This is a genomic window from Psychrobacter sp. 16-MNA-CIBAN-0192 (assembly GCF_040309565.1).
Classification (GTDB): Bacteria; Pseudomonadota; Gammaproteobacteria; order Pseudomonadales; family Moraxellaceae; genus Psychrobacter.
This window is the reverse complement of record NZ_JBEOOX010000002.1, coordinates 295,033-316,928: the sequence shown is the minus strand read 5'-3', so window position 1 is coordinate 316,928 and position 21,896 is coordinate 295,033. Positions and strand designations below refer to the sequence as shown.

Below are 21,896 nucleotides of genomic sequence, written 5' to 3'. Positions count from 1 at the left end.
TAAGGCTTATCTATTTTTTACTTCATAGTTCTTAGTTTTATTTGTACTTATAAATAAAAAAGCGGTAGCCCATATTAATTAGGCTGCCGCTTTTTATTGAGCAATTACTTATTACGTCATTAAAGAACTAGCGTGAACGAGGCTTTTTTACCACATTATTCATCGAAGGCAGTCGTTTTAACAGCATAAATAACCAAATATTAATAAATAATAGCAATGCAAAGTCAACAATATAGACCACTATCTCAAGCCAGCTACTGCCATAAACGCGCGTAAACAATACCACGCCGCTAGCGCCCAGATAAACCAACGTCAGCATACTGCCAACCAATAGCGCATAAGGCGAGCGACCACGTAACATCCATGGCGTTAAGATAAAGGCTGGAATGAGCCACAATCCTTGCCAAGCAATACCGCCAATAATATCTGGATGAGTCTGATTAAATAGACTGATAAAAATAGGCAAACCCAGCAGACGATACCCAAGCCAAACTATCCATGTCAACAATAACCACTGCTGCATGGGTGCAATTGGCTTGCCAGCCACGTTTGCATTAATATCAACTTTGTCGTTACTATCAGAAGGGTTCGGCATCAGGGGTATTTATTTCCTAGTTTATATGGTATTGGCTTTATGGCAGTATTGATAGCTAGCGCTTAGCGTTTCCAATCGGCTTTCGCTAACGCAGTGGCACTGACTGCCAAACGATAGCCTTGCGCAATTGCCAGTTCACGCTCGTCATCAGACACCGGTTGATCATGAGCAGCACCGCTGACATGACTAACGCCATATGGCGTACCGCCACGATGAGTGCGATTAAGCGCAGGCTCAGCATAAGGTATACCAACTATCATCATACCGTGATGCATCAGAGGCAACATCATAGTAAGCAATGTCGTTTCTTGCCCGCCATGCATAGAGCCTGTAGCAGTAAATACTGACGCTGGCTTGTTTTGCAAATTACCTGCCAGCCAAACCGTCACTGTACTGTCCCAAAAATATTTCATTGGCGCTGCCATATTACCAAAATGCGTCGGACTACCCAGCGCCAAACCCATGCAATCTTTCAAATCATCCATCGTACAATACAAGTCGCCTTCATCCGGAATGGCAGGTTTACTGGCTGTCGTCTCAGGGGCAACCGTTGGCACCGTACGAATACGCGCGGTCATACCGGCATCTTCAATCCCTTGCGCAATGGCATAAGCAAGCGTTTTGGTCGTACCATAATTAGAATAATACAGTACCAGTACGTACGGCGCGGTTTGACTCATGAGCAACACTTCCTTTTAATATCATAAACAGTCGAATGAATCTGGCAGAGCAAAGCTGGTATTATGCCCGACTCGCAAGCTTACATGCAAATACAGCCTGTGACTCGTCTTGTATTTTTAGTCTTATACTTCCTACCCCGTATTATCAATTTATGATTTTTTGCATTCGACAGGGTCGTTTTGTCCCTTAGCGCCCCACTTTGCATTTCAACACAATTAAGGGGCAGATTATGCGCGCTTTTTTTTGTTACACTGTCGTTACTTCTGGTCTTTTACTCTTGTCCTATTTAGATGGTTGATATGGAAAAATTAATAAAAAAATTCCCGTTTTTACAGAATCATTGGTTTCAGTTTTTACGGTTTTTAACGCGCCATTTTTTAGAAGATAACTGCCAACAAAAAGCAGCGTCGCTCACTTATACCACCATGCTATCTATTGTACCGATAGTGACGGTATTGCTAATGATCTTGTCTTCCGTTCCTGCATTAGCAACGGTTCGGGCACAAATTTACGAAGTCATTTATAGCAACTTATTGCCGCAATCAAGTTTGCAAGTTAGCAAATATATTAATAGCTTTGCGGAAAAATCAACCAATCTAACCGCGATTGGGGCGATGGTGTTATTTGTCACTGCTATTATGACCTTGACAACTATTGAGCGCGCTTTTAACCAAATCTGGCGCGTTGAAGATCGCTCAGGCGGGCTCAAAACCATGCTGCGTTATTGGGCAATTGTGACCTTGGGACCGCTGGTATTAGGCACGGCTTTTATTGTATCAAGTACGGTGCAAAGCTTAAGCTTTTTAAATCAGCAAATCGGCGGCTACGGCATTGATTGGTCGTTTTGGGTACAAGTGGTGTCTATAGTGGTCACTGTCGCAGGCTTTATTGCGATGTATTGGTTTATCCCCAAAGCGCGTGTGCCAGTAAAAAATGCGGCGATTGCTGGGATTTTCGTTGCCATTATGTTTGAGCTGATGAAAAGTCTGTTTGGTACGGTGATGACCAACTTTACTAGTTATGAAGCTATTTATGGCGCCTTTGCTGCGATTCCGATTTTCTTATTATGGATTTATTTGTCGTGGAATTTGATTTTATTGGGTGTCGAAATCAGCTACACCTTGACCATTTTTGAAACTAAAGAGGTCTATCCGCGACATCCGTTGTTAAGTTTGCTCGATATGCTGAACTTGGTGCATACCAACCATTTAGAGGGTAATGATGTGAGTGAGCAAGAGCTGCGCAATGTGCTTGGGCGTAAAGAGTTGCCGAAATGGTACACCTATATCAACTATCTAGAAGACAGTAAGCTGATAGCGATGACCGAAAAGGGCGATTATGTGCTAAAAAAAGACCTGAGTAATATGACCTTATGGGATTTTTATCGTACGCTACCCTATCCGCTGCCGATTAAAGATGAGCTGGATGAGATGAAGCAGGAAAATCAAAAACCTTGGCTAAGCTTATTGGTAGGTCGCTTTGAAAATACAGAAATTTGTGCCAAAGATCAGCTAAATTTGCCTCTAGCCGCTATCTTTGCACGTAGTGAACCTCGCCAAAAATCTCCGGTAGATGGTGAGAAAAACGGCTCTAATCATGAAAATAGCACTCACTCAAAAAGTGAAGTGTCAGAGCTGCGCGCAAAGCGCTTTGATGCCGAAGCTTACGATAAGCATAGTGATGTGGCTTATGACAATCAAAATCATGAAGCCTTGATTCCGGAAGATACGGATAGCAGTATGACTAAAGGGGCAACCACCTCTAGTACGAGCAGACAATCGAGTAAAGGCGACATTATTACTGAAGCGGATAATCCATTAGCCCGTAAGTAATCGGTTTTAACTTCGGTCTTAACTCAGGTTGGTCATAGTATCAGTCAGTTATATATGACAGATACTATGATGATGCTATCGACAAGCTATCGGAGAGTACACAGTGAAACCCAATGCGAAGCATCATTCCTTTAAACCATCTGATTCCATGCGTACTAGTCGCCTTAAGACATTATTACGTCTGTGGTCAACGCAGACCCTGACCAGTTTACCGGAGCGTTTATCAAACCTGTGGCAGCAGCTGATGAGCTCATATTGGTTTATCCCGACAGCTTGTGTGCTTGTTGGCATATTACTTGCGCCACTTTTTGTTTTTATCGATCAGCAGTTTGACCGTGAGACCATCAATGAGGTGACATTTGCCTTTACTGGTGATGATGATGCGGCACGTGCCATTATGACTGCCATTGCTGGCGCCGTATTGGGCGTGGCGGGAACTACCTTTTCCATCACCATTGCGGTGCTATCAATGGCATCATCGCAATTTGGTCCGCGTTTACTGCGCAACTTTTTGACCGATACGCCCAATCAATTTGTACTTGGCGCTTTTATTGGCACGTTTAGTTATAGCCTATTGGTATTAAAAGCGATTCATAAACGGGATGTGTTTTTTGGCGTGCCACAGCTGGCAGTCACCTTTGCCATTATTATGGCGATTATCTGTGCGTTATTATTGGTCTATTTTGTGCAGCATATGGTGCATGCCATTCAAGCATCGCACGTCATTCAAGGGGCGAGTAATGATGCGCTTAAAAATATAAAGTATTGGTATACAGAACATTGCGATCTGCAACACCAGCAGGATATTACTCACCCTGATGTCCAAAATTATCATAATTGGCAAGCCACGGTTATTTATGCGCCAAGCTCCGGCTATTTGCAGCATATTTATATTGAGTCGCTCATTACCTTGGCGCACGACTATGGCGGTGTGGTGCGGCTACATGCTCCTCTTGGTACTTTCGTCACGGATAATAATGTCATCGGCTATTTTTATCAACGACCTGACAGCCATGAAAGCCATGTGCGAAAAACCAAAACGCCGCATTTGGCAGTAAGGTCACGAGCGCCTGATGGGATATTTTGGCAACGACTCGCCAGCTCTATCCATCTTGAATCGCGTCCCGTGTATTCTAATGATATCGAATACAGTTTAGGTCAAATGACAGAGGTGGCAGTACGCGCCTTATCACCGGGAATTAATGACCCAAAAACAGCAGTCAACTGCGTACAATCGCTTACTGCTTGCCTCAGTATCATGATGCGCCGTCAACCACCAAGTCCTTACCATTTTCATATCCTGCACCCTGATGCGGATGGCGATGATACGACTTTGCCTGTAGCTCAACAACGCTTAGCGATATTATCCGTCATTACTAACATGCCACAGATATCGGAATTTATGGACGTCTCTCTTGGTGAGATACGTCGTTATGCCACGGCAGATTTAATGGTATTAAAAGCGCTGTGTCAGGCAATGACCGATTTAAGCTTTTCCTGTGTGAATAATGCCCAGTACCAAACCTTACTCCATGAGCTTATTTTAATTGAACGTGCCGGCATTGAAAATCTGAGCTACGATGAATTGGTCACTGATTTACAAGCCATGTGCACGCAAGCACGGCACTTTATCCAAAATAATAAAGACCATCATCAACACTTTGAATATATCAGTGAGTTTTCTACCTCTATTCGCCACGCGCTACAAGCACAATCAAGCTAAGTAACTTTAACGCAATCTGAGTCCTCTTTATGGCATCTGCAACTGGTCTGACCGTCCTTGATATCAGCGCGATCTTTTTGTCTATTACTGCGTTGTTAACCTATGTCAATCATCGTTTTATTGGCTTGCCGACTACGATTGGGGTGATGGTCATCTCTATTTTATTATCTATCGGCGCGATATTTTTAGGCTTTCTCGGTTTTGATCAATTGATTGATTATGAAATGAGCTTACTGAACCAGCTTGATTTTACCGAAGTCTTACTTGATGGCATGCTTTCTATGTTGCTATTTGCTGGTGCATTACACGTTAATATTGGTGATTTAAGACGCTATAAATTGCCCATTGGCATTCTTGCTTGTTTGGGAACGGTGATATCTGCGGTGCTGATTGCGCTTGGGCTGTATTTTATGCTGCCACTGTTTGACTTTGGACTGCCTTTTATTTGGTGCTTGTTGTTTGGCGCGCTTATCTCGCCGACTGATCCCATTGCAGTCATGGGCATTTTGTCTTCTGCTGGCGCACCCAAAAGCATCGAAACGGTTATTGCTGGCGAGTCGTTGTTTAACGATGGTATTGGCGTGGTTATTTTTGTATTGCTACTGGGCATTTTATCAAGCGGTGATATTCCAACGGCTAATTATGTGGCGCACACGCTTGCGGTTGAAGCCGGCGGTGGTATTGTCTTTGGCTTGGTACTTGGGGCAATCTTATACTACTTACTCAAAAGTATCGACAGCTATCAAGAAGAGGTGCTTTTGACCTTAGCAGGGGTCATCGGGGGCTACGCGCTTGCCAGTCACTGGCATCTGTCAGGACCGCTAGCGATGGTCATGATGGGGCTAATGGTGGGCAATCGCGGGCGCGAGCTGGCGATGAGTGATAAAACGCGCCACTATATTGACCTATTTTGGGAATTGATTGATGAGATTTTAAATGCAATTTTATTTGTTTTAATCGGGTTAGAAGTGGTCATGATTGCCTATTCTGGCAATCTGTTTATTGCAGCAGGTTTGACCATCATAATCGCTCTACTGGCGCGGCTTATCGTGGTCGGTATGACCACTAGAACGTTTAGACACCAACTTAACCTACCAATAGGCGCATGGAAAGTGCTTACTTGGGGCGGGTTACGCGGTGGCATTTCAGTCGCCTTAGTGTTACAGCTGCCGTCAGGTACGGAGCGTGATATTTTATTGGCACTCACTTATGCGGTGGTGGTGTTCTCAATTTTAGTACAAGGCTTAAGTATCGGTAAAGTAGCAAAGACACTTTGTCCGACTGACAAGACAGCAGATTTTTAAAAAACATTCTTAACTCTAAAAAAACCAGCCTTAAGATATTCCTCTTAAGGCTGGTTTTTTATTACTAATATTATTTATGAAGTAATATTCATCAAGCAAATACTTATTTTATATCAATCCTTTACGTTTCATATTTCGATATACCACAATGACGATAACAACATTGAGCAATAATATTGCCCATTTAAACCAGTCAAATGGGCTAACTACCACGTAATACAGCTCAACCGGAATAAAGATGCCGTAACCGATGACGCCAAACCAATATGCCCACGTTTTATCATGCCACAAACCATAGGCTTCGACAAAGCGTAAACTGGCATAAGCAAAAATCAGTAATAAAAAAAGTGTCCAATTTTTACTGGCTTGTTGAGCAAGGTCAACCGCGCTTGCCACTTGAGGTGCCAGCAGCTGACCAAAATAGTGATGCCAAGAGTGCGTTGCTGTTGATAGCCAGTGCTGCATATCTTTATGCCACAGCCACAATGCTACCGCACCAAACAGAGCGCCGATACCTTTGACCACCTCATAAATAGCGACTACTTTAATCGATTCGCTAGCTTCACTGGTCTGAATTTGGCTATCCTCTTGACGAGACAATTTAGTCAAAGAAAGTCTCCACAACACGACCTTGCAAATGCTGATTGAAAAATGGCGTGTTTTTACCATTAGATAACATGGTGTCCGCTGTGACTTGCCAATCTAGATTGGGGTCAACCAAAACGGCTCCACCAATGCGCGCATAATCTGCCTCAATACCCGCAATTTTTGCCGGATTTAGACATATTTTATCTACCAATTGTTCTAAAGTTAGCACCTTATCATGCACAAGCTGACATGCCAGCGCCATAAAGGTATCAAGATTTGAGATACCCGGCGTACTTTCGGCAAACGGTGCTTTTTTCGCGGTACTATTTAGCGGCTCATGATGACTACAAATGGCATCAATTGTGCCATCCGTCAATCCTCGACGCAGCGCTTGCTGATCCGTATTACTCCGTAATGGGGGCAGCACGTACGCTTGGGCATTAAACCCTTCTAAATTATCATCCGTTAAATACAACTGGTGCATCGCCACATCACAAGTAACAGGTAAATTTTTACCTTTTGCCCAGCGCATCAGCTCAACTGAGGATTTGCAGCTCAATTGGCTAAAATGCGCAGCAATGCCCGTCTCTTCCACCATGAGTAACTGCGTTGATAGCGCCACGGTTTCGGCAATCCATGGAATCCCTTGTAGCCCATGATAAGAGGCAATGTAGCCTTCATGCGCCACACCATCTTTTGATAAACTTGGCTCATCAGGGTAAAAGAACACTTTCATACCAAATGTGGCAGCGTATTCAAGTGTCCTTAGTAGCACCAAATCATTCTCAAAGGGCTGACGCGCATTTGAAACGGCAATACAGCCGCCTTTTTTTAGACCAGCAATATTAGAGGGTCGCTCGCCTTCAAGTCCTGCGGTTAAAGCACCCAAAATATGCAGATAAATGCCACCGTCTTCCAATGCGCGCTCACGTAAACCTTTGAGCAGCGAGCCATTTTCTAAAATAGGATTGGTATCGGGTGGAATAACAACATGCAAAAAACCATTGGCACGTGCCGCCTGCCCTTCTGACGCAAGGGTGCCATGCTGTTGTTGACCCGGCTCACGCAGACGCGCGCACAAATCTACAAGCGGTGGTAATAGCCAGGTCTCATGATTGCTTGTCAATTGCTCTAATCGTGCGGTTGCTAGTGGTGATAATGATTCTTTAAATGCTTTTGGAAGTAAGTCGTGCGTATGAATGGCTGAATTCGTGACGTTGGACATGAGCGTTATTACCGTATCAATAAAATGAAATAAATAAGAATAAAGCAGTGTAGCGCGATATTAGGTCAGGTATTAAACACTAGCCGCTTGGTACGCCCGCTGCCCTTCCATCGCCAGCGATAATACCGCCATACGAATGGCGATACCGTTATTCACCTGCGTTAAAATGACTGATTGTGCGCCATCTGCCACACTCGATGCAATTTCAACACCGCGGTTCATCGGTCCTGGATGCATTACAATGGCGTCCGGTTTTGCCAGTGCCATACGCTCAGGCGTAATACCGTAGTGTTTATAATATTCATTTGATGATGCTAAGAGCGGTGAGCCAATGCGCTCATTTTGTATTCTTAGCCCCATGATGACATCACAATCAGTCACGCAGCTGTCCATATTTTCGTATACTTTTACTCCAAAGCGCTCCATACCTTTAGGTAGTAAGGTACGTGGGGCGCAAACGCGGATGTCCTTTACGCCAAGCGTTTGCAGCGCACTGATATCTGAGCGCGCCACACGTGAATGCTTAATATCACCAACGATGGCAACGGATAATTCTTCAAATGGACGCGGTGCCTCGCGGTGAATGGTTAGCATATCGAGCATGCCTTGGGTCGGATGCGCGTGCCAGCCATCCCCACCATTGATAATGGCAATATCAGGAGTCACTTCAGTTGCCATAAAATGTGCTGCACCCGATGCTGAATGACGAACCACAAAAATATCTGCGGTCATTGCCTGCAAATTCCACAGCGTATCGCGTAAGCTTTCACCTTTTTTGGTGCTAGAGCGCTCGATATCAATGTTAAGCACGTTAGCACCCAAACGTTTTTCTGCTACCTCAAAGGTCGTACGGGTACGGGTTGATGGTTCAAAAAATAAATTCATAACCGTACAGCCTTCAAGCTCAGGGCTATTAATCAGCTGACCTTTATCATCAAAAAAAGTTTCAGCCTTGGCAATAATGGCTTGTAGCTGGGCTTTATTTAGCCCTTCAACTCCTAAAAAATGGCGAATACTACCATCCTCATTCAACTGTGGCAGACTTAATGACGTATTTAGTTTTTGATGAATAAGCTCATGATTCGATTGTGGCGTATTTTTTTCAGAATTTGTCATAATAGTCAGTCTTTATCGTTGGTTGAGATGGCTTTTATCAGCGCTATTGATCTGGATTTGACCCAATCATCGTGAGAGATACGACGACATTTCAGTACTTATTTGCTACACTTCACCGCAAAGGAAAAATTGCTATTATAGCTATCGTGCTGGATAGAATCCGTCGATATCCATAATGAAGCGTGGCAAACCTTAGTCAATACGAAAATAATAGAGATAGTGTAGCTGATTTTAGAGTCAGGACAAAGATACTGCGCAGGCTATTTGTGTATTTACCTCAATAGCGCCTGATTTGATTTTTTATTTTGACTTGCTTTAGCCTTTAATATGACAATTTAATTTTGACTTCCCACCCCATTGTTAGCCTCTAATTTATTAGGAACTGTTATGACCACCCTAGCCCATTATTTAAATACCTCAAAAACTGACCCCGCCTTGAGTGACGTTATTACAACCATTACTGATGTGGGTAAGACCATCTCACAACTGTTAAGAAAAGGCGCGTTGGCAGATATTTTAGGTGAAGCGGGCAATCAAAACGTGCAGGGCGAAGACCAAAAAAAGCTTGATGTGCTTGCTAATGATTTATTACTTGATGCTTTGGCGCAAAACCCGCATTGCGCTGGGGTTGCTTCAGAAGAATTAGACCATGCCACGCCTGCCAACGCTGACGGTAGTTTGCTGGTATTATTTGATCCACTTGATGGTTCATCAAATATTGATATCAATATGGCGGTCGGAACGATTTTTTCTATATTACCGTATCACCGTCAAGGTCAAGTAAGTGCCGATAGCGACTTTTTACAAGCGGGCAATCAACAGCTTGCTGCTGGTTATCTATTATATGGTACCTCTACCATGCTTGCTTTGACCGTTGCCGATAACGTCGTTATGTTTAGCCTAGACCCCGATAGCGGCGACTATGTGCTGATTGAAGAAGCCGTACAAATCGATGCCGACACCAGCGAATATGCGATTAATGGCTCCAACTACCGCTACTGGCGCGCACCTATGCAACAATATATCGATGAACTGGTTGCTGGTCATACTGGCGTGCGCGGTCGTGATTTTAATACACGCTGGGTAGCTGCTATGGTGGGCGATGTGCACCGTATCTTATGTCGCGGCGGTCTGTTTACCTATCCTTTTGATACTAAGGATATCAAAAAACCCGGTAAACTGCGCTTGATGTATGAAGCCAATCCCATGAGCCTATTGATTGAACGTGCTGGCGGTAGTGCGACCGACGCTGTAAACCGCATTCTTGATATTGAACCAAACGATATTCATCAGCGCGTTCCTGTGGTATTGGGCAGTAAAAATGAAGTTGAATATGTGAAAAAATTACACGTCCAACATGCCGATGCTTAATATTAGCTTTACCCAAACTGCCTTCAATTTCATTTACTTTTAATTGGTCTGTTATGACACCCTATGCTAATGAGCTGATTACCTCAGATAAAAACCAAACGGTAAAGCTGGCAAAAGCTTTATTGACCCAAGCACGGCAACGTAAAAAATGGGGACAGACTATCTTAGAAGGCGTACATCTAATTGATGCTGGCTTACGTAGTGACTATCCGTTTGTGCACATTTTGCTCTCAGAGTCAGCTCATGCCGATGCTGAGGTGCAGCAGGTGTTAACGCGCCTACCGACCTATACGCCTATTTTGACTTTGTCAGATGCGCTATATGCCAGTATTCGCAGTCTTGGCACCGGCATTGATATTATGGCAATTGTCACTATCCCAGCGCCCAGCTTGCCACTCATTAATGATGACTGCCTGATTTTAAATGACGTGCAAGACAGCGGTAATGTTGGCACATTATTGCGCACGGCAGCGGCAATTGGCATCAGCAATATTCTCTGTACCACTGGTACAGCGCAAGCTTGGTCGCCTAAGACTTTACGTGCCGGTATGGGCGCGCAATTTGCCTTGAATATTTATGAAGGGCTAAGTAATGCTGACATTTTAGATCATGTTAAAGTTCCCCTGTTTGCGACCAGTTCGCATACGGATACAGTGATTTATGAGCATAATTTAGAGGCACCGCTGGCATGGATTATGGGGCATGAAGGTCAAGGGGTATGCGCTGAGCTGATGCAATGCGCAACGCCCATTGCCTTACCACAGCCTAATGGTCAAGAAAGTTTAAATGTCGCGATTGCTGGTGCCTTATGTCTCTATGAAACCTTGCGCCAGCGCCAATATCGCTGATTTTCTACTTGTTAATCATTAGAAATTAAATCTATAAAAAAATCCCGCTATTAATAAGTAGCGGGATTTTTCATTAAAGAAGTGACAAAGCCAAGCCAGTTATAAAATAAAAATTAAAGCTTGCTGGTTAATTCTGGCAATGCTGTGAACAAGTCTGCTTCTAAGAAATAATCGGCAACGCTGGCGATAGGCGAATCAGGGTCATTATTAATAGCAACAATGACCTTAGAGTCTTTCATACCCGCTAGATGCTGAATGGCACCTGAAATACCCGCAGCAATATATAAGTCTGGCGCAACGATTTTACCGGTTTGCCCAACTTGCATATCATTTGGTACGTAGCCCGCATCAACTGCAGCGCGTGATGCACCAATTGCCGCGCCCAGCTTGTCTGCTAATGGCTCGATATATTTAGTAAAGTTTTCACCATTTGCCAATGCACGACCACCTGATACGACGATTGAAGCAGACGTCAATTCTGGACGATCCGATTTTGCCATCTCCTCATGAACAAAGCTTGCTTTGCCCGACTCTTGTACACTGGCAATAGCTTCAATAGTCGCTGAGCCACCTTCAGAAGACGCCGCATCAAAACCTGTGGTACGTACGGTCAATACAATTTTATCTTCAGTCGTTTTGACAGTTGCGGTCGCATTACCAGCGTAGATGGGACGTTCAAATGTCTGCGCATCAACCACTGCCGTGATATCCGAAATCATACTGACATCAAGTAACGCGGCAACACGTGGCATAAAGTTCTTACCAGTTGTGGTCGCAGCCGCTAAAACATGGCTATAACTGCCTGCAATATCGGCAACCAATAACGCGATATTCTCAGCCATTTGATGCTCATAAACAGCATTATCAGCAACCAATACTTTGCTCACTCCTTCCGCTTTTGCAGCTTCCTCTGCTGCTGCTTGGTTGCCGCTGCCAGCAACCAAGACGTGCACTTCATCACCTATTTGCTTTGCTGCGGTAATGGTATTTAACGTCGCCTTTTTTAGACTGGCATTGTCATGTTCTGCATATACTAAAATTGCCATTATTCTTATCCTTAATATATTTGTTCATAGTGTCTTATGGCTTCTCACATAGGACATTAAGCTTTTGTAATCCTATGCAAACAATCGCAATCGATTAAATGACTTTCGCTTCATTACGTAGCTTATCAATCAATTCATCAACTGATGCAACCTTAATGCCAGCCTTGCGTTCAGCAGGCGGCACGACTTTTATAATTTCTTGTTTAGAAGTCATATCGACACCAAAGTCAGCAGGCGTTTTTTCATCAAGTTGTTTTTTCTTTGCCTTCATGATATTTGGTAGCTTAGCGTAACGCGGCTCATTGAGACGCAAGTCAGTAGTAATCACCGCTGGTAATGCCAATGCTACAGTTTGCAAACCACCGTCTACTTCACGAGTAACGTTAACTTTATCGCCTTCAACTTTTACTTCTGAAGCAAAAGTGCCTTGACCAATACCCATAAGGGCAGCTAGCATTTGCCCTGTTTGATTATTATCATCATCAATGGCTTGCTTACCCAATAGAATAATATCAGTAGCTTCTTGCTCAGCAATGCTCTTTAGAATCTTAGCCACTTGTAGCGGATAAGGCTTCGCATCTGTTTGTACTAACACGCCACGATCAGCACCCAATGCCAATGCGGCACGGATTTGTTCTTGCGACTCTTTTGGTCCGATAGAAACCACAATAATCTCATCGATAACGCCTGCTTCTTTTAGACGCACCGCTTCTTCCACAGCAATCTCATCAAACGGATTGATAGACATTTTAGTGTTCGTTAAATCAACGCCCGACTGATCTGCTTTCACACGAACTTTAACGTTATAATCTATGACACGCTTAACCGCGACTAATGCTTTCATACGTCCCTCTTTTATTAATGTTATGAATTAAAAATCTCTCAATGCAATCCAACTGACTTTTTATTAGACCTTGCTATCTTGCGTGACCATACCCTTAAGGTCAAGACGATGCCGTGAATAATGCGTCATAAATTTATTAACACAGTGTTAAAAAATAGCATATTGACTGCGATTTGACGGCAATCGTTATAACTAGCGATTAAGCTCTTTAATTTTGCCATCCCTTTTGTAACATTGCTCACAGCTTTTATATTTAAAGTTTTGTTGTTATTTTTGTTATTACAGTGCAGAACTATTTAAAACGTATAGCATATCCCTTTAGCGCTCAATACAATAATAATTGTTGGATACTAATAATGATGATAATGCAGTCATGTAGAAGGTACGATTAAGAAATTTAGGCACAAAAAAAGCAACCTGATAAGAGGTTGCTTTTTTTCTACAATCTAACAATATTTTTGTTTTTTTAACAAACAAAGTAATCAATGCTCTTTGTTAATTTTGCTTATAAGTATTAGTTAATAGATTAACCGATACTTATAGTTTGCAAAATTAGATAGCTTCGATTTGCTCAGCTTGTGGGCCTTTTTTGCCATCACCTAAGATGAAAGACACTTTTTGGCCTTCGGCTAGAGTTTTGAAGCCGTTACCTTGGATAGCGCTGTAGTGAGCGAATACATCTTGGCCGCCGTTATCTTGAGCGATGAAACCAAAACCTTTAGCTTCATTAAACCACTTTACAGTGCCTTCAACTTTATCTGACATAAATTTTCCTAACTCTTTAACTGTTGGTGAGACGTATGTCGTCACCGATTAATTGATATATATCCGTTCAATTCCTAAGCATCTGCTTAACCTAGCGTCATTATATTCAACAAAGTTATAAGGAGTTTTGGTCTGGAATCCAATGGATACAAGGCTAGTATAGCAGTTTTTTCTAGCAATGGAACATTAAATTGAGTGTTTTTGTAATTAATTTATGGGTAATTTGTACGACTTATGTTCATAATAAAACATATTGTCCAAAAGCTTATCTTGGCTCTAAATTTTATAATACAAATAAAATTAAGCTTTTAAGCACTAACGCTATACACAGGCATTTCGAATTAAATCATAATTATTTTCGTTAAGGAACATAAATCGATAAATTATTTATAACATCTCTTATTTAATAAATAGTATTTTTTTACTAAATAGCAATCGCAAACCAAGACTGAGTAATGACTAAAATACACAATATAAAGAAAACAAGCGCAAAAGATTGGCTATAAGCAATGTACTTCGGCGGTACGATTAAATCCGCCGGGGAATCAGGAATACCGCGGCGCTTAAGCAATCGCGTACCATAAATCCAGCCAAAGACGGTATAGATACCATAAGCTGCCGGTACTACTATAGCTAAAGGCGTAAAATCAAGCATATAAAGCATGACCGTAGAGACAAAAAACCATGCGGTATCTATTAACGAGCATATCTGAAAAAAGGCTGACTTGGGTAATTTCCCGCCATTACGTTTAAGCATGCCCCCTTCTATCCAAATAAGAGTGGCAACGATGGCACTAAAAACAAGATAGGCGAATTGCGGCGTTAGCCACTGTGGAAAAGACATTGACAACATTGACACGATATAACCTATATTTAGAATAAAAAAGGAGCAGAAAGAAGTATTTCTATTTTAGGAGCATTTACCGGCTTTTATATGGGCGCTTAACAATTCTTTTCAAGTCCAATATCTGATTTAGGTTAAAGCAATCAAAGCAGTAGAGAATATAATAAGTTATAGCAGCTCTGTTTATTTATTTATAGAATGGCAGAGGCAATAAAAAACCCACGCTATACTATGATAACGTGGGCAACTGTCTATTTTTTATCATAAATGACAAGGTAATAGCTAAAAATTATTCTTAGTTTTTATCTTTATCAATGATTTTGTTACCACCAATCCATGGCATCATACCGCGCAATTTAGCGCCAGTGACTTCAATTTGATGCTCAGCATTGTTACGACGACGAGCCGTCATTGATGGATAGTTGGTCGCACCTTCAGAGATGAACATCTTCGCGTATTCACCAGATTGAATACGTTTTAGCGCATTACGCATCGCTTCACGTGATTGCTCATTGATCACTTCAGGACCAGTTACATATTCGCCATATTCAGCGTTGTTACTGATTGAATAGTTCATATCAGCGATACCGCCTTCATACATTAAGTCAACGATAAGCTTAAGCTCATGCAAGCACTCGAAGTATGCCATTTCTGGTGCATAACCAGCTTCAGTTAAGGTTTCAAAACCCATTTTAACGAGCTCAACGGCGCCGCCACATAGTACTGCTTGCTCACCAAAAAGATCCGTTTCAGTTTCGTCTTTGAAGGTAGTTTCGATGATACCTGAGCGACCGCCACCAACACCAGCAGCGTAAGATAGCGCTAATTGTTTGGCTTGACCAGAAGCATCTTGGTAGATAGCGATAAGATCAGGAATACCACCACCTTTCACGAATTCATTACGTACGGTGTGACCAGGTGCTTTAGGAGCAACCATAATGACGTCAAGATCGCCACGTGGCTCTACTTGGTTATAGTGAATGGCAAAACCATGAGCAAAGGCAAGAGTTGCGCCCTCTTTGATGTTAGGTTCAATCTCGTTTTGATAGAGCGCTTTTTGGAACTCATCAGGCGTCAAAATCATGACGACGTCAGCTGCTTTTACGGCATCGGCAACTTCAGCAACTTTTAAGCCAGAATTTTCAGCTTTTTTCCATGAACCTGAGTCAGCGCGTAGACCAACGGTCACATCCACACCAGAGTCTTGTAGGTTCAATGCATGCGCATGACCTTGCGAGCCGTAACCGATAATAGCTACTTTTTTGCCTTGGATGATAGATAAATCACAATCTTTATCGTAAAAAACGTTCATAGGTAGAGTCCTTTTCCTCAATCATGGAGAGCCATGGGTAGTTAATACTTGTATCACCATCCTTTTAAAAAACCGGTGATAGAAGCGTCATTTTAAATTTGAAATAAATAGTTTTATGTATAATAATTTTTCACCCTTCATGCTTTTATCATTCAAGCACGAACGGCAAAGCGGATATTATACACTAAGGGTTTTTTCACCGCGTGCAATACCAATCACGCCTGAGCGAACCACTTCTAAAATACGTTCGCGCCCAATCACGTCAATAAAGCCATCAAGCTTCGCAGTATCACCAACGATTTGAATGGTGTATAAATTAGCATTCACATCGACAATTTGCGCACGAAAGATATCAGCGCTGCGTTTGATTTCATCACGACTACTGCCTGTAGCACGCACTTTAATGAGCATCAATTCGCGCTCAACGTGGACAGTCTCTGATAAATTTAATACTTTGACTACTTCAATCAATTTATGCAGTTGCTTAGTGACTTGCTCAATTTTCTCAGGTGAGGTAATAGTAGTCAAGGTTAAGCGTGAAATAGACGGATCTTCTGTAGGCGCAACATTTAGCGTTTCAATGTTATAACCACGCTGAGAGAATAAACCGATCAAGCGCGACAACGACCCCGCTTCGTTTTCCATTAATACCGAAATCAGATGTTGTTGTTGCATTAGGTACGCTCCCCTTTTGATAACCACATATCACGCATCGTTTGCCCTGCGATTTGCATCGGATATACATGCTCATTACGATCGATATAAACGTCAATAAATACCAATTTGTCTTTCATCGCCATGGCTTCCGCCAATTGTGCTTCCATGGTTTCAGGGTCGGTAATTTTAATACCGACGTGACCATAGCTTTCGGCTAATTTAACAAAATCTGGCAACGAGTTCATATAAGACTGAGCGTGACGACCATCATAAAGCATATCTTGCCACTGCTTAACCATGCCTAATTGCGCATTGTTTAAGTTCAATATTTTAACAGGTAAATTATACTGCAAGCAGGTAGACAGCTCTTGGATATTCATCTGAATAGAGCCTTCACCGGTGATACACACCACATCGCGTTCGGGATTAACAAGCTTTGCTGCCATCGCATACGGTAAGCCAACGCCCATCGTACCCAAACCACCTGAATTTAGCCATTGACCCGGCTCTTTATAGGTGTAATACAGCGCAGCAAACATCTGATGCTGACCGACATCACTGGTAATAATCGCATTACTGTTAGTCACTTTATCTAACGCCTGTACCACCGCTTGTGGCTTAATGCCGTGCTCTGTACTGGTGTCATAACGTAAGCCATGACGCTTACGCCATTCGTTAATTTGTGACCACCAATCGTTAAGCGCTTGCTGATCCAGCGTCTTATCTTCACCGATAATCTGTAACATATCTGTCAGGACTGACTTAACATCACCAACGATAGGAATGTGAGCTAAGATGGTTTTTGAGATAGACGTCGGGTCGATATCGATATGAATAATGGTCGCATTTGGACAGAATTTTTTCACATTATTGGTCACGCGGTCATCAAAGCGCGCACCGATAGCAAGTATAACATCCGCATGATGCATGCTCATATTGGCTTCATATCTGCCATGCATGCCTAGCATGCCTAAGAACTGAGCATCATCACCTGGGAACGTACCCAAACCCATTAAGGTATTGGTAACCGGCAGATTCAAGCGATGCGCAAGCTCAGTCAGCTCTTCGTGCGCTTTGCTCCAAATTACACCACCACCCGCATATATTACTGGACGTTTGGCTGCTAATAAGGTTTCAACCGCTTTTTTAATCTGACCACTATGACCACTTATTGACGGCTGATAAGAGCGTACAAAGACCTCTTCAGGGTAGCTGTAAGCAAATTTCTCATTGGGCGCTGTCATGTCTTTAGGGATATCAATCACGACCGGACCTGGGCGACCAGACTCGGCAATATAAAATGCCTTTTTAACAATTCCTGGGATTTCGCTGGCGTGACGTACCTGAAAGCTGTGCTTCACGATGGGACGCGACACGCCTATCATATCTGTTTCTTGGAACGCATCTTCACCGATTAAGCTCGTCGGTACCTGTCCTGCAATTACTACCATAGGAACAGAGTCCATAAAGGCAGTAGCAATCGCAGTTACGGTATTGGTTGCACCAGGACCTGAGGTCGCCAGCACCACACCCGCATCACCAGTGACGCGCGAATAAGCATCTGCCATGTGACCGGCGGCTTGCTCATGGCGCACTAAGATATGCTCAATATTATCTTGTTGGAATAATGCATCATAAATATGCAGAACTGCACCACCGGGATAACCAAAGATGTATTTGACACCTTGATCTGTCAGTGCTTGTACCAACATCTCAGCGCCAGTCATCATAACTGGCTGGTTAGTAGCTTCAGCAAGCTGCTGTTGTTTTTCACCGAAATTTTTGGCAGCATTACCCGTTTGGGTATGACCTGTCATGTTCGGACTTTGCGTAGTTTGCGTCACTGTCGTCACCTTATCCCTATCAAAAATGTATGCTATTAATGTCAAAGTCGTTGCTTACTTCGGCAACAAGCGGCTTTAACTCAGCAATTTATATGGTCAATGAGGTAACATAGATTTAACAGAATACGATGCTAAGATATGAACATATCTTTATAAGAAAGGCTTATTACTTGCAAAAATACAGATTGCAGTGAATACAGCTAGAAACCAAGAAAGGATACGTTTAATAATCGGTAGGATAAGAATAACAATTGATAGAGACTATTTATTAAAGTCATGGTATAGACCATCACCTCAACCCTATATTTGAAACCTAGTTACTTACTCATCACTAATGGTTATAAGTATGAGCCTTACCTGAAATTATAACGTTTAACACCAACATCCTGTTTAATGCATTCAAAATAATAAGTTTATCTTAGTCATTGTAGACCGATAAGTCCGGAAACAATGGGTACAATAGCGCATATTTTGGCTATCTTTATTTGTTGTACCCCTGTCACAAAGAGGATAATCTTAATCCATCTACCGATAAGTAGACCGATAAGTCTCATCTTCAAGTGCAGCGACAATATTATAAAAGTCGCTCACTGACCAATCAACTGCTATTATAGTCGGTGGTTTGACCCTTATTGTCAAGAAAAACTTATGAAACCTGTGCCTAACTAATGGTTATGAAATAATATACATTCATAATTATTTTTTGGTAGAATATTGTTTGTTAGTTTTTTTTATAATTGCCAGCAAAAGCGCTATTTTTATCACGTCATACTATGTTTACGCTGACCTCTTAAGAGTGCTTTTCTACCCCCCTTTTTAAAGCCACAAGGATTGTCATCATCGCACACTTTATTTTAAAAAATAGGCTCACAAAGTTACTGCTTACTGTCAGTACTACGTGTCTGTTGGCGCTTACCATGCACGCCAGCCATGCCATTCAAGTTTATAAATCTATTGGTGCTCATGGTGAAGTAAAATATAGCCAGTATCCACCGCAAAATAGCAAAAAAATTGAGGTGATTGAGTTCCGTAGTGATGGTCGCCAAACGGATACTGGTAAAATGGCAGGTAAAACCAATGCTACCCAAAATGTACCGACACAGTCTCCTGAAGACCAGCGCGTGGCACAATTGGAAGCCCGGATTCAGGAACAAGAGGCCAACGCCAACGCCCAGCGCTGCCAATCTCTACGTAATAACCTAACCAACCTAAGTGTAGGTGGACGGATCTATGAAATGGACGATAATGGCAAACGTCAATATCTTGACAGTCGCGAAATTGAAGTCAAACGCGAGCGCGTCCAGCAAGCCATCACGCAGTATTGTAGTTAAGTTGAAAACATAAAGCTTAAGCCTTGATAAGTCCGACACCTTGCTCCTTGATCATCAATACTCTTAAGCTTTATGTAATTAAAAATCTATTCATAATACTGTAATTTTGTTCATAAGATGACGTATCGCTACGGGCATATCTTGTGCTTGTAGCCCACGCTGTCCGATAGTAAAATGAGTTCGTTGTTGCTCATTATGCGATACTTGGCAATCTGCTGCATCTCTTACTAAGCTGTCCCCTGCCAGACCATGTATCAGGACAGCTTGAGACAAACTGCGCTGTTCATTTACCAAATCTTGCTGAGCAAGCAATCCTACAATAATACCTGATAAGACATCTCCCATCCCAGCCGTTGCCATGCCAGCATTGCCAACGCCGCAAACGTATAGCTGACTCTGCACTGCAGATTGCTCTAATATTAAAGAACCTGCACCTTTAAGCACCCAATTCCCACCATATAGTTGAGCGCACTGAGAAATAGCAACCAAGCGATTTGCTTCTATAGCCTCTACTTCTGTATCAAGTAATTTTGCCGCCTCTCCACTATGCGGTGTTAAGCAAACCTCATGTTCGATAGCATATTTTTTCAGATCGCTTACGAGCGAGTTTTTATTATTGTGTAAGGTTGCCAGATGATAAAGACCATCGGCATCGATGATGATAGATTTTTCACATAATATTGCCGCTCGAATATAATCCACAAATAATATTTCTGCTGCCTTATCACGCCCTAAGCCCATCCCAATAGCTATTACACTTGCCTCTTGAATCAGGTGTTTTACTCCAGCTTTATCGTGTAAATCAATCGTCATGGCATCTGGTAATGAGGTCAATAATGCACCATGAAAAGCGTGGTGACAGGCGACGGTTATTTTACCCGCACCTGTTGCCATAGCGCTTGAGGCAGATAAAATCGCCGCACCGCCCATTCCTTGCGAGCCACCCATTCGATTACCGCCGATAATAAGGACATGCCCATAGCTGCCTTTATAGCTATTCTGCCGACGTGCAGGTATTGGTCTTGCCCTTGTCAATAACATTGCTGTCGGCACTACTTTAGAATCATAAGGTATCAGCGGTATATCAATTACTGTACCCGCATGGTCCATTCCATCTTTTGTATGCAGCCCAAATTTACGAGCAATAAGACACAAGGTAACGTCGGCTTGTATGGCCACTTGGTCATAAACCTGACCCGTTGACGCCACAAGTCCACTCGGTATATCGAGAGCAACTACCCACGCTTTATCAGCTTTTGCAAAGTGATTAAAACTTGTGATAGCTTGTTGATAAATACCTATAGGCTTACGGTCAAGCCCAATGCCAAAGAGCGAATCGATATAAACTTCTGCATAAGGTAATCGGCTTGTTGATGTAGATAGACTTGGATTAGCGCTAGTGATTTCAGTATCTTCGAAACGTTGATAAGGGCAATTTGCATTAATCGCCATTTGCTGCGCTTTTCTTGTATCGGATATAGTTATTAAATGGCTTTCTCTAGCAATTTGCTCATTTATCTCAGCCTCACTGACAATTTCATCACTTTCAGTATCATTTTGACCCACTGTAATGACCTGTGCCTGCCAACCTGCTTGCTGCAAATATAGGGCGACCAGCCAGCCATCACCGCCATTATTACCATTACCTACCCAAATATAGGCATGTGGCGGCTGTTCTCTATTATCTTGCTGATAGCAGTTGCGATGAGATATGTCTATAACATGAGAATTGTACATTTTAATAATATGCTGGCTCATTTGCCAGGCTGCTTGCTGCATTAGCGCAAAGCTACTATATCCTTGAGCAAACCACGCCTGCTCCATCGCATAAATTTGCTCACTACTATATAACGCCACAGCGTTAGTTGCAGCTGATGAGGAAGAAGTAGAATGGTTATATCTCTGCATACTCAAACCTCTAATATTGTCTGCTGTTTTAGTCAATTGTTAGCATTAGCCCAGCAAAACTT

General features: G+C 42.6%; 19 protein-coding genes. 6 read left to right on the top strand and 13 right to left on the bottom strand.

What is annotated here, in order from left to right; genetic code table 11:
- Nucleotides 1–127: 127 nt before the first annotated feature.
- Both AAEY78_RS03330 and wrbA read right to left on the bottom strand, forming a co-directional pair.
- On the bottom strand, nucleotides 128–595 hold the full coding sequence (locus AAEY78_RS03330) for a hypothetical protein (protein WP_352337283.1): 468 nt from the start codon (nucleotides 593–595) through the stop codon (nucleotides 128–130).
- 62 nt (nucleotides 596–657) lie between these two features.
- Complete coding sequence (wrbA, locus tag AAEY78_RS03325; protein WP_352337281.1) at nucleotides 658–1,275, bottom strand: NAD(P)H:quinone oxidoreductase; 618 nt, start codon at nucleotides 1,273–1,275, stop codon at nucleotides 658–660.
- A 300-nt stretch (nucleotides 1,276–1,575) separates the two neighbouring features.
- Here wrbA and AAEY78_RS03320 point away from each other — a divergent pair, with 300 nt between their 5' ends.
- From AAEY78_RS03320 to AAEY78_RS03310, 3 genes are all read left to right on the top strand, one after another.
- A complete protein-coding gene (locus AAEY78_RS03320) occupies nucleotides 1,576–3,108 on the top strand; it encodes a YihY family inner membrane protein (RefSeq protein WP_352337279.1) in 1,533 nt (510 codons plus the stop codon).
- 103 nt (nucleotides 3,109–3,211) lie between these two features.
- Nucleotides 3,212–4,831: a DUF2254 domain-containing protein gene (locus AAEY78_RS03315; RefSeq protein ID WP_352337277.1), complete on the top strand. Its 1,620-nt coding sequence runs from the start codon at nucleotides 3,212–3,214 to the stop codon at nucleotides 4,829–4,831.
- A 29-nt stretch (nucleotides 4,832–4,860) separates the two neighbouring features.
- Nucleotides 4,861–6,135 carry a cation:proton antiporter gene (locus AAEY78_RS03310; RefSeq protein WP_352337276.1) on the top strand — a complete coding sequence of 425 codons (1,275 nt, stop codon included), beginning with the start codon at nucleotides 4,861–4,863 and terminating at the stop codon, nucleotides 6,133–6,135.
- 108 nt (nucleotides 6,136–6,243) lie between these two features.
- On the opposite strand, the gene AAEY78_RS03305 is transcribed toward AAEY78_RS03310, so the two are convergent.
- From AAEY78_RS03305 to AAEY78_RS03295, 3 genes are all read right to left on the bottom strand, one after another.
- Entirely contained in the window at nucleotides 6,244–6,744 is a 501-nt protein-coding gene (locus tag AAEY78_RS03305; RefSeq protein ID WP_352337274.1) for a DUF2127 domain-containing protein, read from the bottom strand.
- Nucleotides 6,737–7,948 (bottom strand): dihydroorotase, encoded by a 1,212-nt coding sequence (locus AAEY78_RS03300; protein WP_352337273.1) that lies wholly within the window; start codon nucleotides 7,946–7,948, stop codon nucleotides 6,737–6,739. Before AAEY78_RS03300 ends, AAEY78_RS03305 begins: the two co-directional genes overlap by 8 nt.
- A 72-nt stretch (nucleotides 7,949–8,020) precedes the next feature.
- A complete protein-coding gene (locus tag AAEY78_RS03295; protein ID WP_352337271.1) occupies nucleotides 8,021–9,064 on the bottom strand; it encodes an aspartate carbamoyltransferase catalytic subunit in 1,044 nt (347 codons plus the stop codon).
- A 387-nt stretch (nucleotides 9,065–9,451) separates the two neighbouring features.
- Between AAEY78_RS03295 and AAEY78_RS03290 the strand changes: the two genes are divergently transcribed.
- Entirely contained in the window at nucleotides 9,452–10,435 is a 984-nt protein-coding gene (locus AAEY78_RS03290; protein WP_352337270.1) for a class 1 fructose-bisphosphatase, read from the top strand.
- 53 nt (nucleotides 10,436–10,488) lie between these two features.
- Complete coding sequence (locus AAEY78_RS03285) at nucleotides 10,489–11,283, top strand: TrmH family RNA methyltransferase (protein ID WP_352337268.1); 795 nt, start codon at nucleotides 10,489–10,491, stop codon at nucleotides 11,281–11,283.
- A gap of 113 nt (nucleotides 11,284–11,396) precedes the next feature.
- On the opposite strand, the gene AAEY78_RS03280 is transcribed toward AAEY78_RS03285, so the two are convergent.
- The 7 genes from AAEY78_RS03280 to AAEY78_RS03250 form a co-directional block, all read right to left on the bottom strand.
- Entirely contained in the window at nucleotides 11,397–12,329 is a 933-nt protein-coding gene (locus AAEY78_RS03280; protein ID WP_352337266.1) for an electron transfer flavoprotein subunit alpha/FixB family protein, read from the bottom strand.
- Nucleotides 12,330–12,423: 94 nt separating this feature from the next.
- The gene (locus tag AAEY78_RS03275; protein WP_352337264.1) at nucleotides 12,424–13,173 is read right to left on the bottom strand and encodes an electron transfer flavoprotein subunit beta/FixA family protein; all 750 of its coding nucleotides are present in this window, start codon (nucleotides 13,171–13,173) and stop codon (nucleotides 12,424–12,426) included.
- Between the two features lie 552 nt (nucleotides 13,174–13,725).
- Nucleotides 13,726–13,938, bottom strand: a complete 213-nt coding sequence (locus tag AAEY78_RS03270; protein WP_057758834.1) for a cold-shock protein — start codon at nucleotides 13,936–13,938, stop codon at nucleotides 13,726–13,728.
- Between the two features lie 424 nt (nucleotides 13,939–14,362).
- On the bottom strand, nucleotides 14,363–14,791 hold the full coding sequence (locus AAEY78_RS03265; RefSeq protein ID WP_352337331.1) for a hypothetical protein: 429 nt from the start codon (nucleotides 14,789–14,791) through the stop codon (nucleotides 14,363–14,365).
- Nucleotides 14,792–15,077: 286 nt separating this feature from the next.
- Nucleotides 15,078–16,094 carry a ketol-acid reductoisomerase gene (gene ilvC / locus AAEY78_RS03260; RefSeq protein WP_352337261.1) on the bottom strand — a complete coding sequence of 339 codons (1,017 nt, stop codon included), beginning with the start codon at nucleotides 16,092–16,094 and terminating at the stop codon, nucleotides 15,078–15,080.
- A 177-nt stretch (nucleotides 16,095–16,271) separates the two neighbouring features.
- Nucleotides 16,272–16,769, bottom strand: a complete 498-nt coding sequence (gene ilvN, locus AAEY78_RS03255) for an acetolactate synthase small subunit (protein ID WP_352337260.1) — start codon at nucleotides 16,767–16,769, stop codon at nucleotides 16,272–16,274.
- On the bottom strand, nucleotides 16,769–18,481 hold the full coding sequence (locus tag AAEY78_RS03250) for an acetolactate synthase 3 large subunit (protein ID WP_352337330.1): 1,713 nt from the start codon (nucleotides 18,479–18,481) through the stop codon (nucleotides 16,769–16,771). Before AAEY78_RS03250 ends, ilvN begins: the two co-directional genes overlap by 1 nt.
- A 1,031-nt stretch (nucleotides 18,482–19,512) precedes the next feature.
- Here AAEY78_RS03250 and AAEY78_RS03245 point away from each other — a divergent pair.
- Nucleotides 19,513–19,926, top strand: coding sequence for a DUF4124 domain-containing protein (locus AAEY78_RS03245; protein WP_352337257.1), 414 nt, complete (start codon nucleotides 19,513–19,515; stop codon nucleotides 19,924–19,926).
- Between the two features lie 90 nt (nucleotides 19,927–20,016).
- Here the strand turns inward: AAEY78_RS03245 and AAEY78_RS03240 are convergent, their stop codons facing one another.
- Nucleotides 20,017–21,834, bottom strand: a complete 1,818-nt coding sequence (locus AAEY78_RS03240; RefSeq protein WP_352337255.1) for an NAD(P)H-hydrate dehydratase — start codon at nucleotides 21,832–21,834, stop codon at nucleotides 20,017–20,019.
- Between the last annotated feature and the right edge of the window lie 62 nt (nucleotides 21,835–21,896).

Coding starts and splice junctions, on each gene's coding strand:
- AAEY78_RS03330 (WP_352337283.1), bottom strand. CDS start 595: ATGCCGAACCCTTCTGATAGTAACGACAAAGTTGATATTAATGCAAAC.
- wrbA (WP_352337281.1), bottom strand. CDS start 1,275: ATGAGTCAAACCGCGCCGTACGTACTGGTACTGTATTATTCTAATTAT.
- AAEY78_RS03320 (WP_352337279.1), top strand. CDS start 1,576: ATGGAAAAATTAATAAAAAAATTCCCGTTTTTACAGAATCATTGGTTT.
- AAEY78_RS03310 (WP_352337276.1), top strand. CDS start 4,861: ATGGCATCTGCAACTGGTCTGACCGTCCTTGATATCAGCGCGATCTTT.
- AAEY78_RS03300 (WP_352337273.1), bottom strand. CDS start 7,948: ATGTCCAACGTCACGAATTCAGCCATTCATACGCACGACTTACTTCCA.
- AAEY78_RS03295 (WP_352337271.1), bottom strand. CDS start 9,064: ATGACAAATTCTGAAAAAAATACGCCACAATCGAATCATGAGCTTATT.
- AAEY78_RS03290 (WP_352337270.1), top strand. CDS start 9,452: ATGACCACCCTAGCCCATTATTTAAATACCTCAAAAACTGACCCCGCC.
- AAEY78_RS03285 (WP_352337268.1), top strand. CDS start 10,489: ATGACACCCTATGCTAATGAGCTGATTACCTCAGATAAAAACCAAACG.
- AAEY78_RS03280 (WP_352337266.1), bottom strand. CDS start 12,329: ATGGCAATTTTAGTATATGCAGAACATGACAATGCCAGTCTAAAAAAG.
- AAEY78_RS03275 (WP_352337264.1), bottom strand. CDS start 13,173: ATGAAAGCATTAGTCGCGGTTAAGCGTGTCATAGATTATAACGTTAAA.
- AAEY78_RS03270 (WP_057758834.1), bottom strand. CDS start 13,938: ATGTCAGATAAAGTTGAAGGCACTGTAAAGTGGTTTAATGAAGCTAAA.
- AAEY78_RS03265 (WP_352337331.1), bottom strand. CDS start 14,791: ATGTTGTCAATGTCTTTTCCACAGTGGCTAACGCCGCAATTCGCCTAT.
- ilvC (WP_352337261.1), bottom strand. CDS start 16,094: ATGAACGTTTTTTACGATAAAGATTGTGATTTATCTATCATCCAAGGC.
- ilvN (WP_352337260.1), bottom strand. CDS start 16,769: ATGCAACAACAACATCTGATTTCGGTATTAATGGAAAACGAAGCGGGG.
- AAEY78_RS03250 (WP_352337330.1), bottom strand. CDS start 18,481: ATGATGACTGGCGCTGAGATGTTGGTACAAGCACTGACAGATCAAGGT.
- AAEY78_RS03245 (WP_352337257.1), top strand. CDS start 19,513: ATGCACGCCAGCCATGCCATTCAAGTTTATAAATCTATTGGTGCTCAT.
- AAEY78_RS03240 (WP_352337255.1), bottom strand. CDS start 21,834: ATGCAGAGATATAACCATTCTACTTCTTCCTCATCAGCTGCAACTAAC.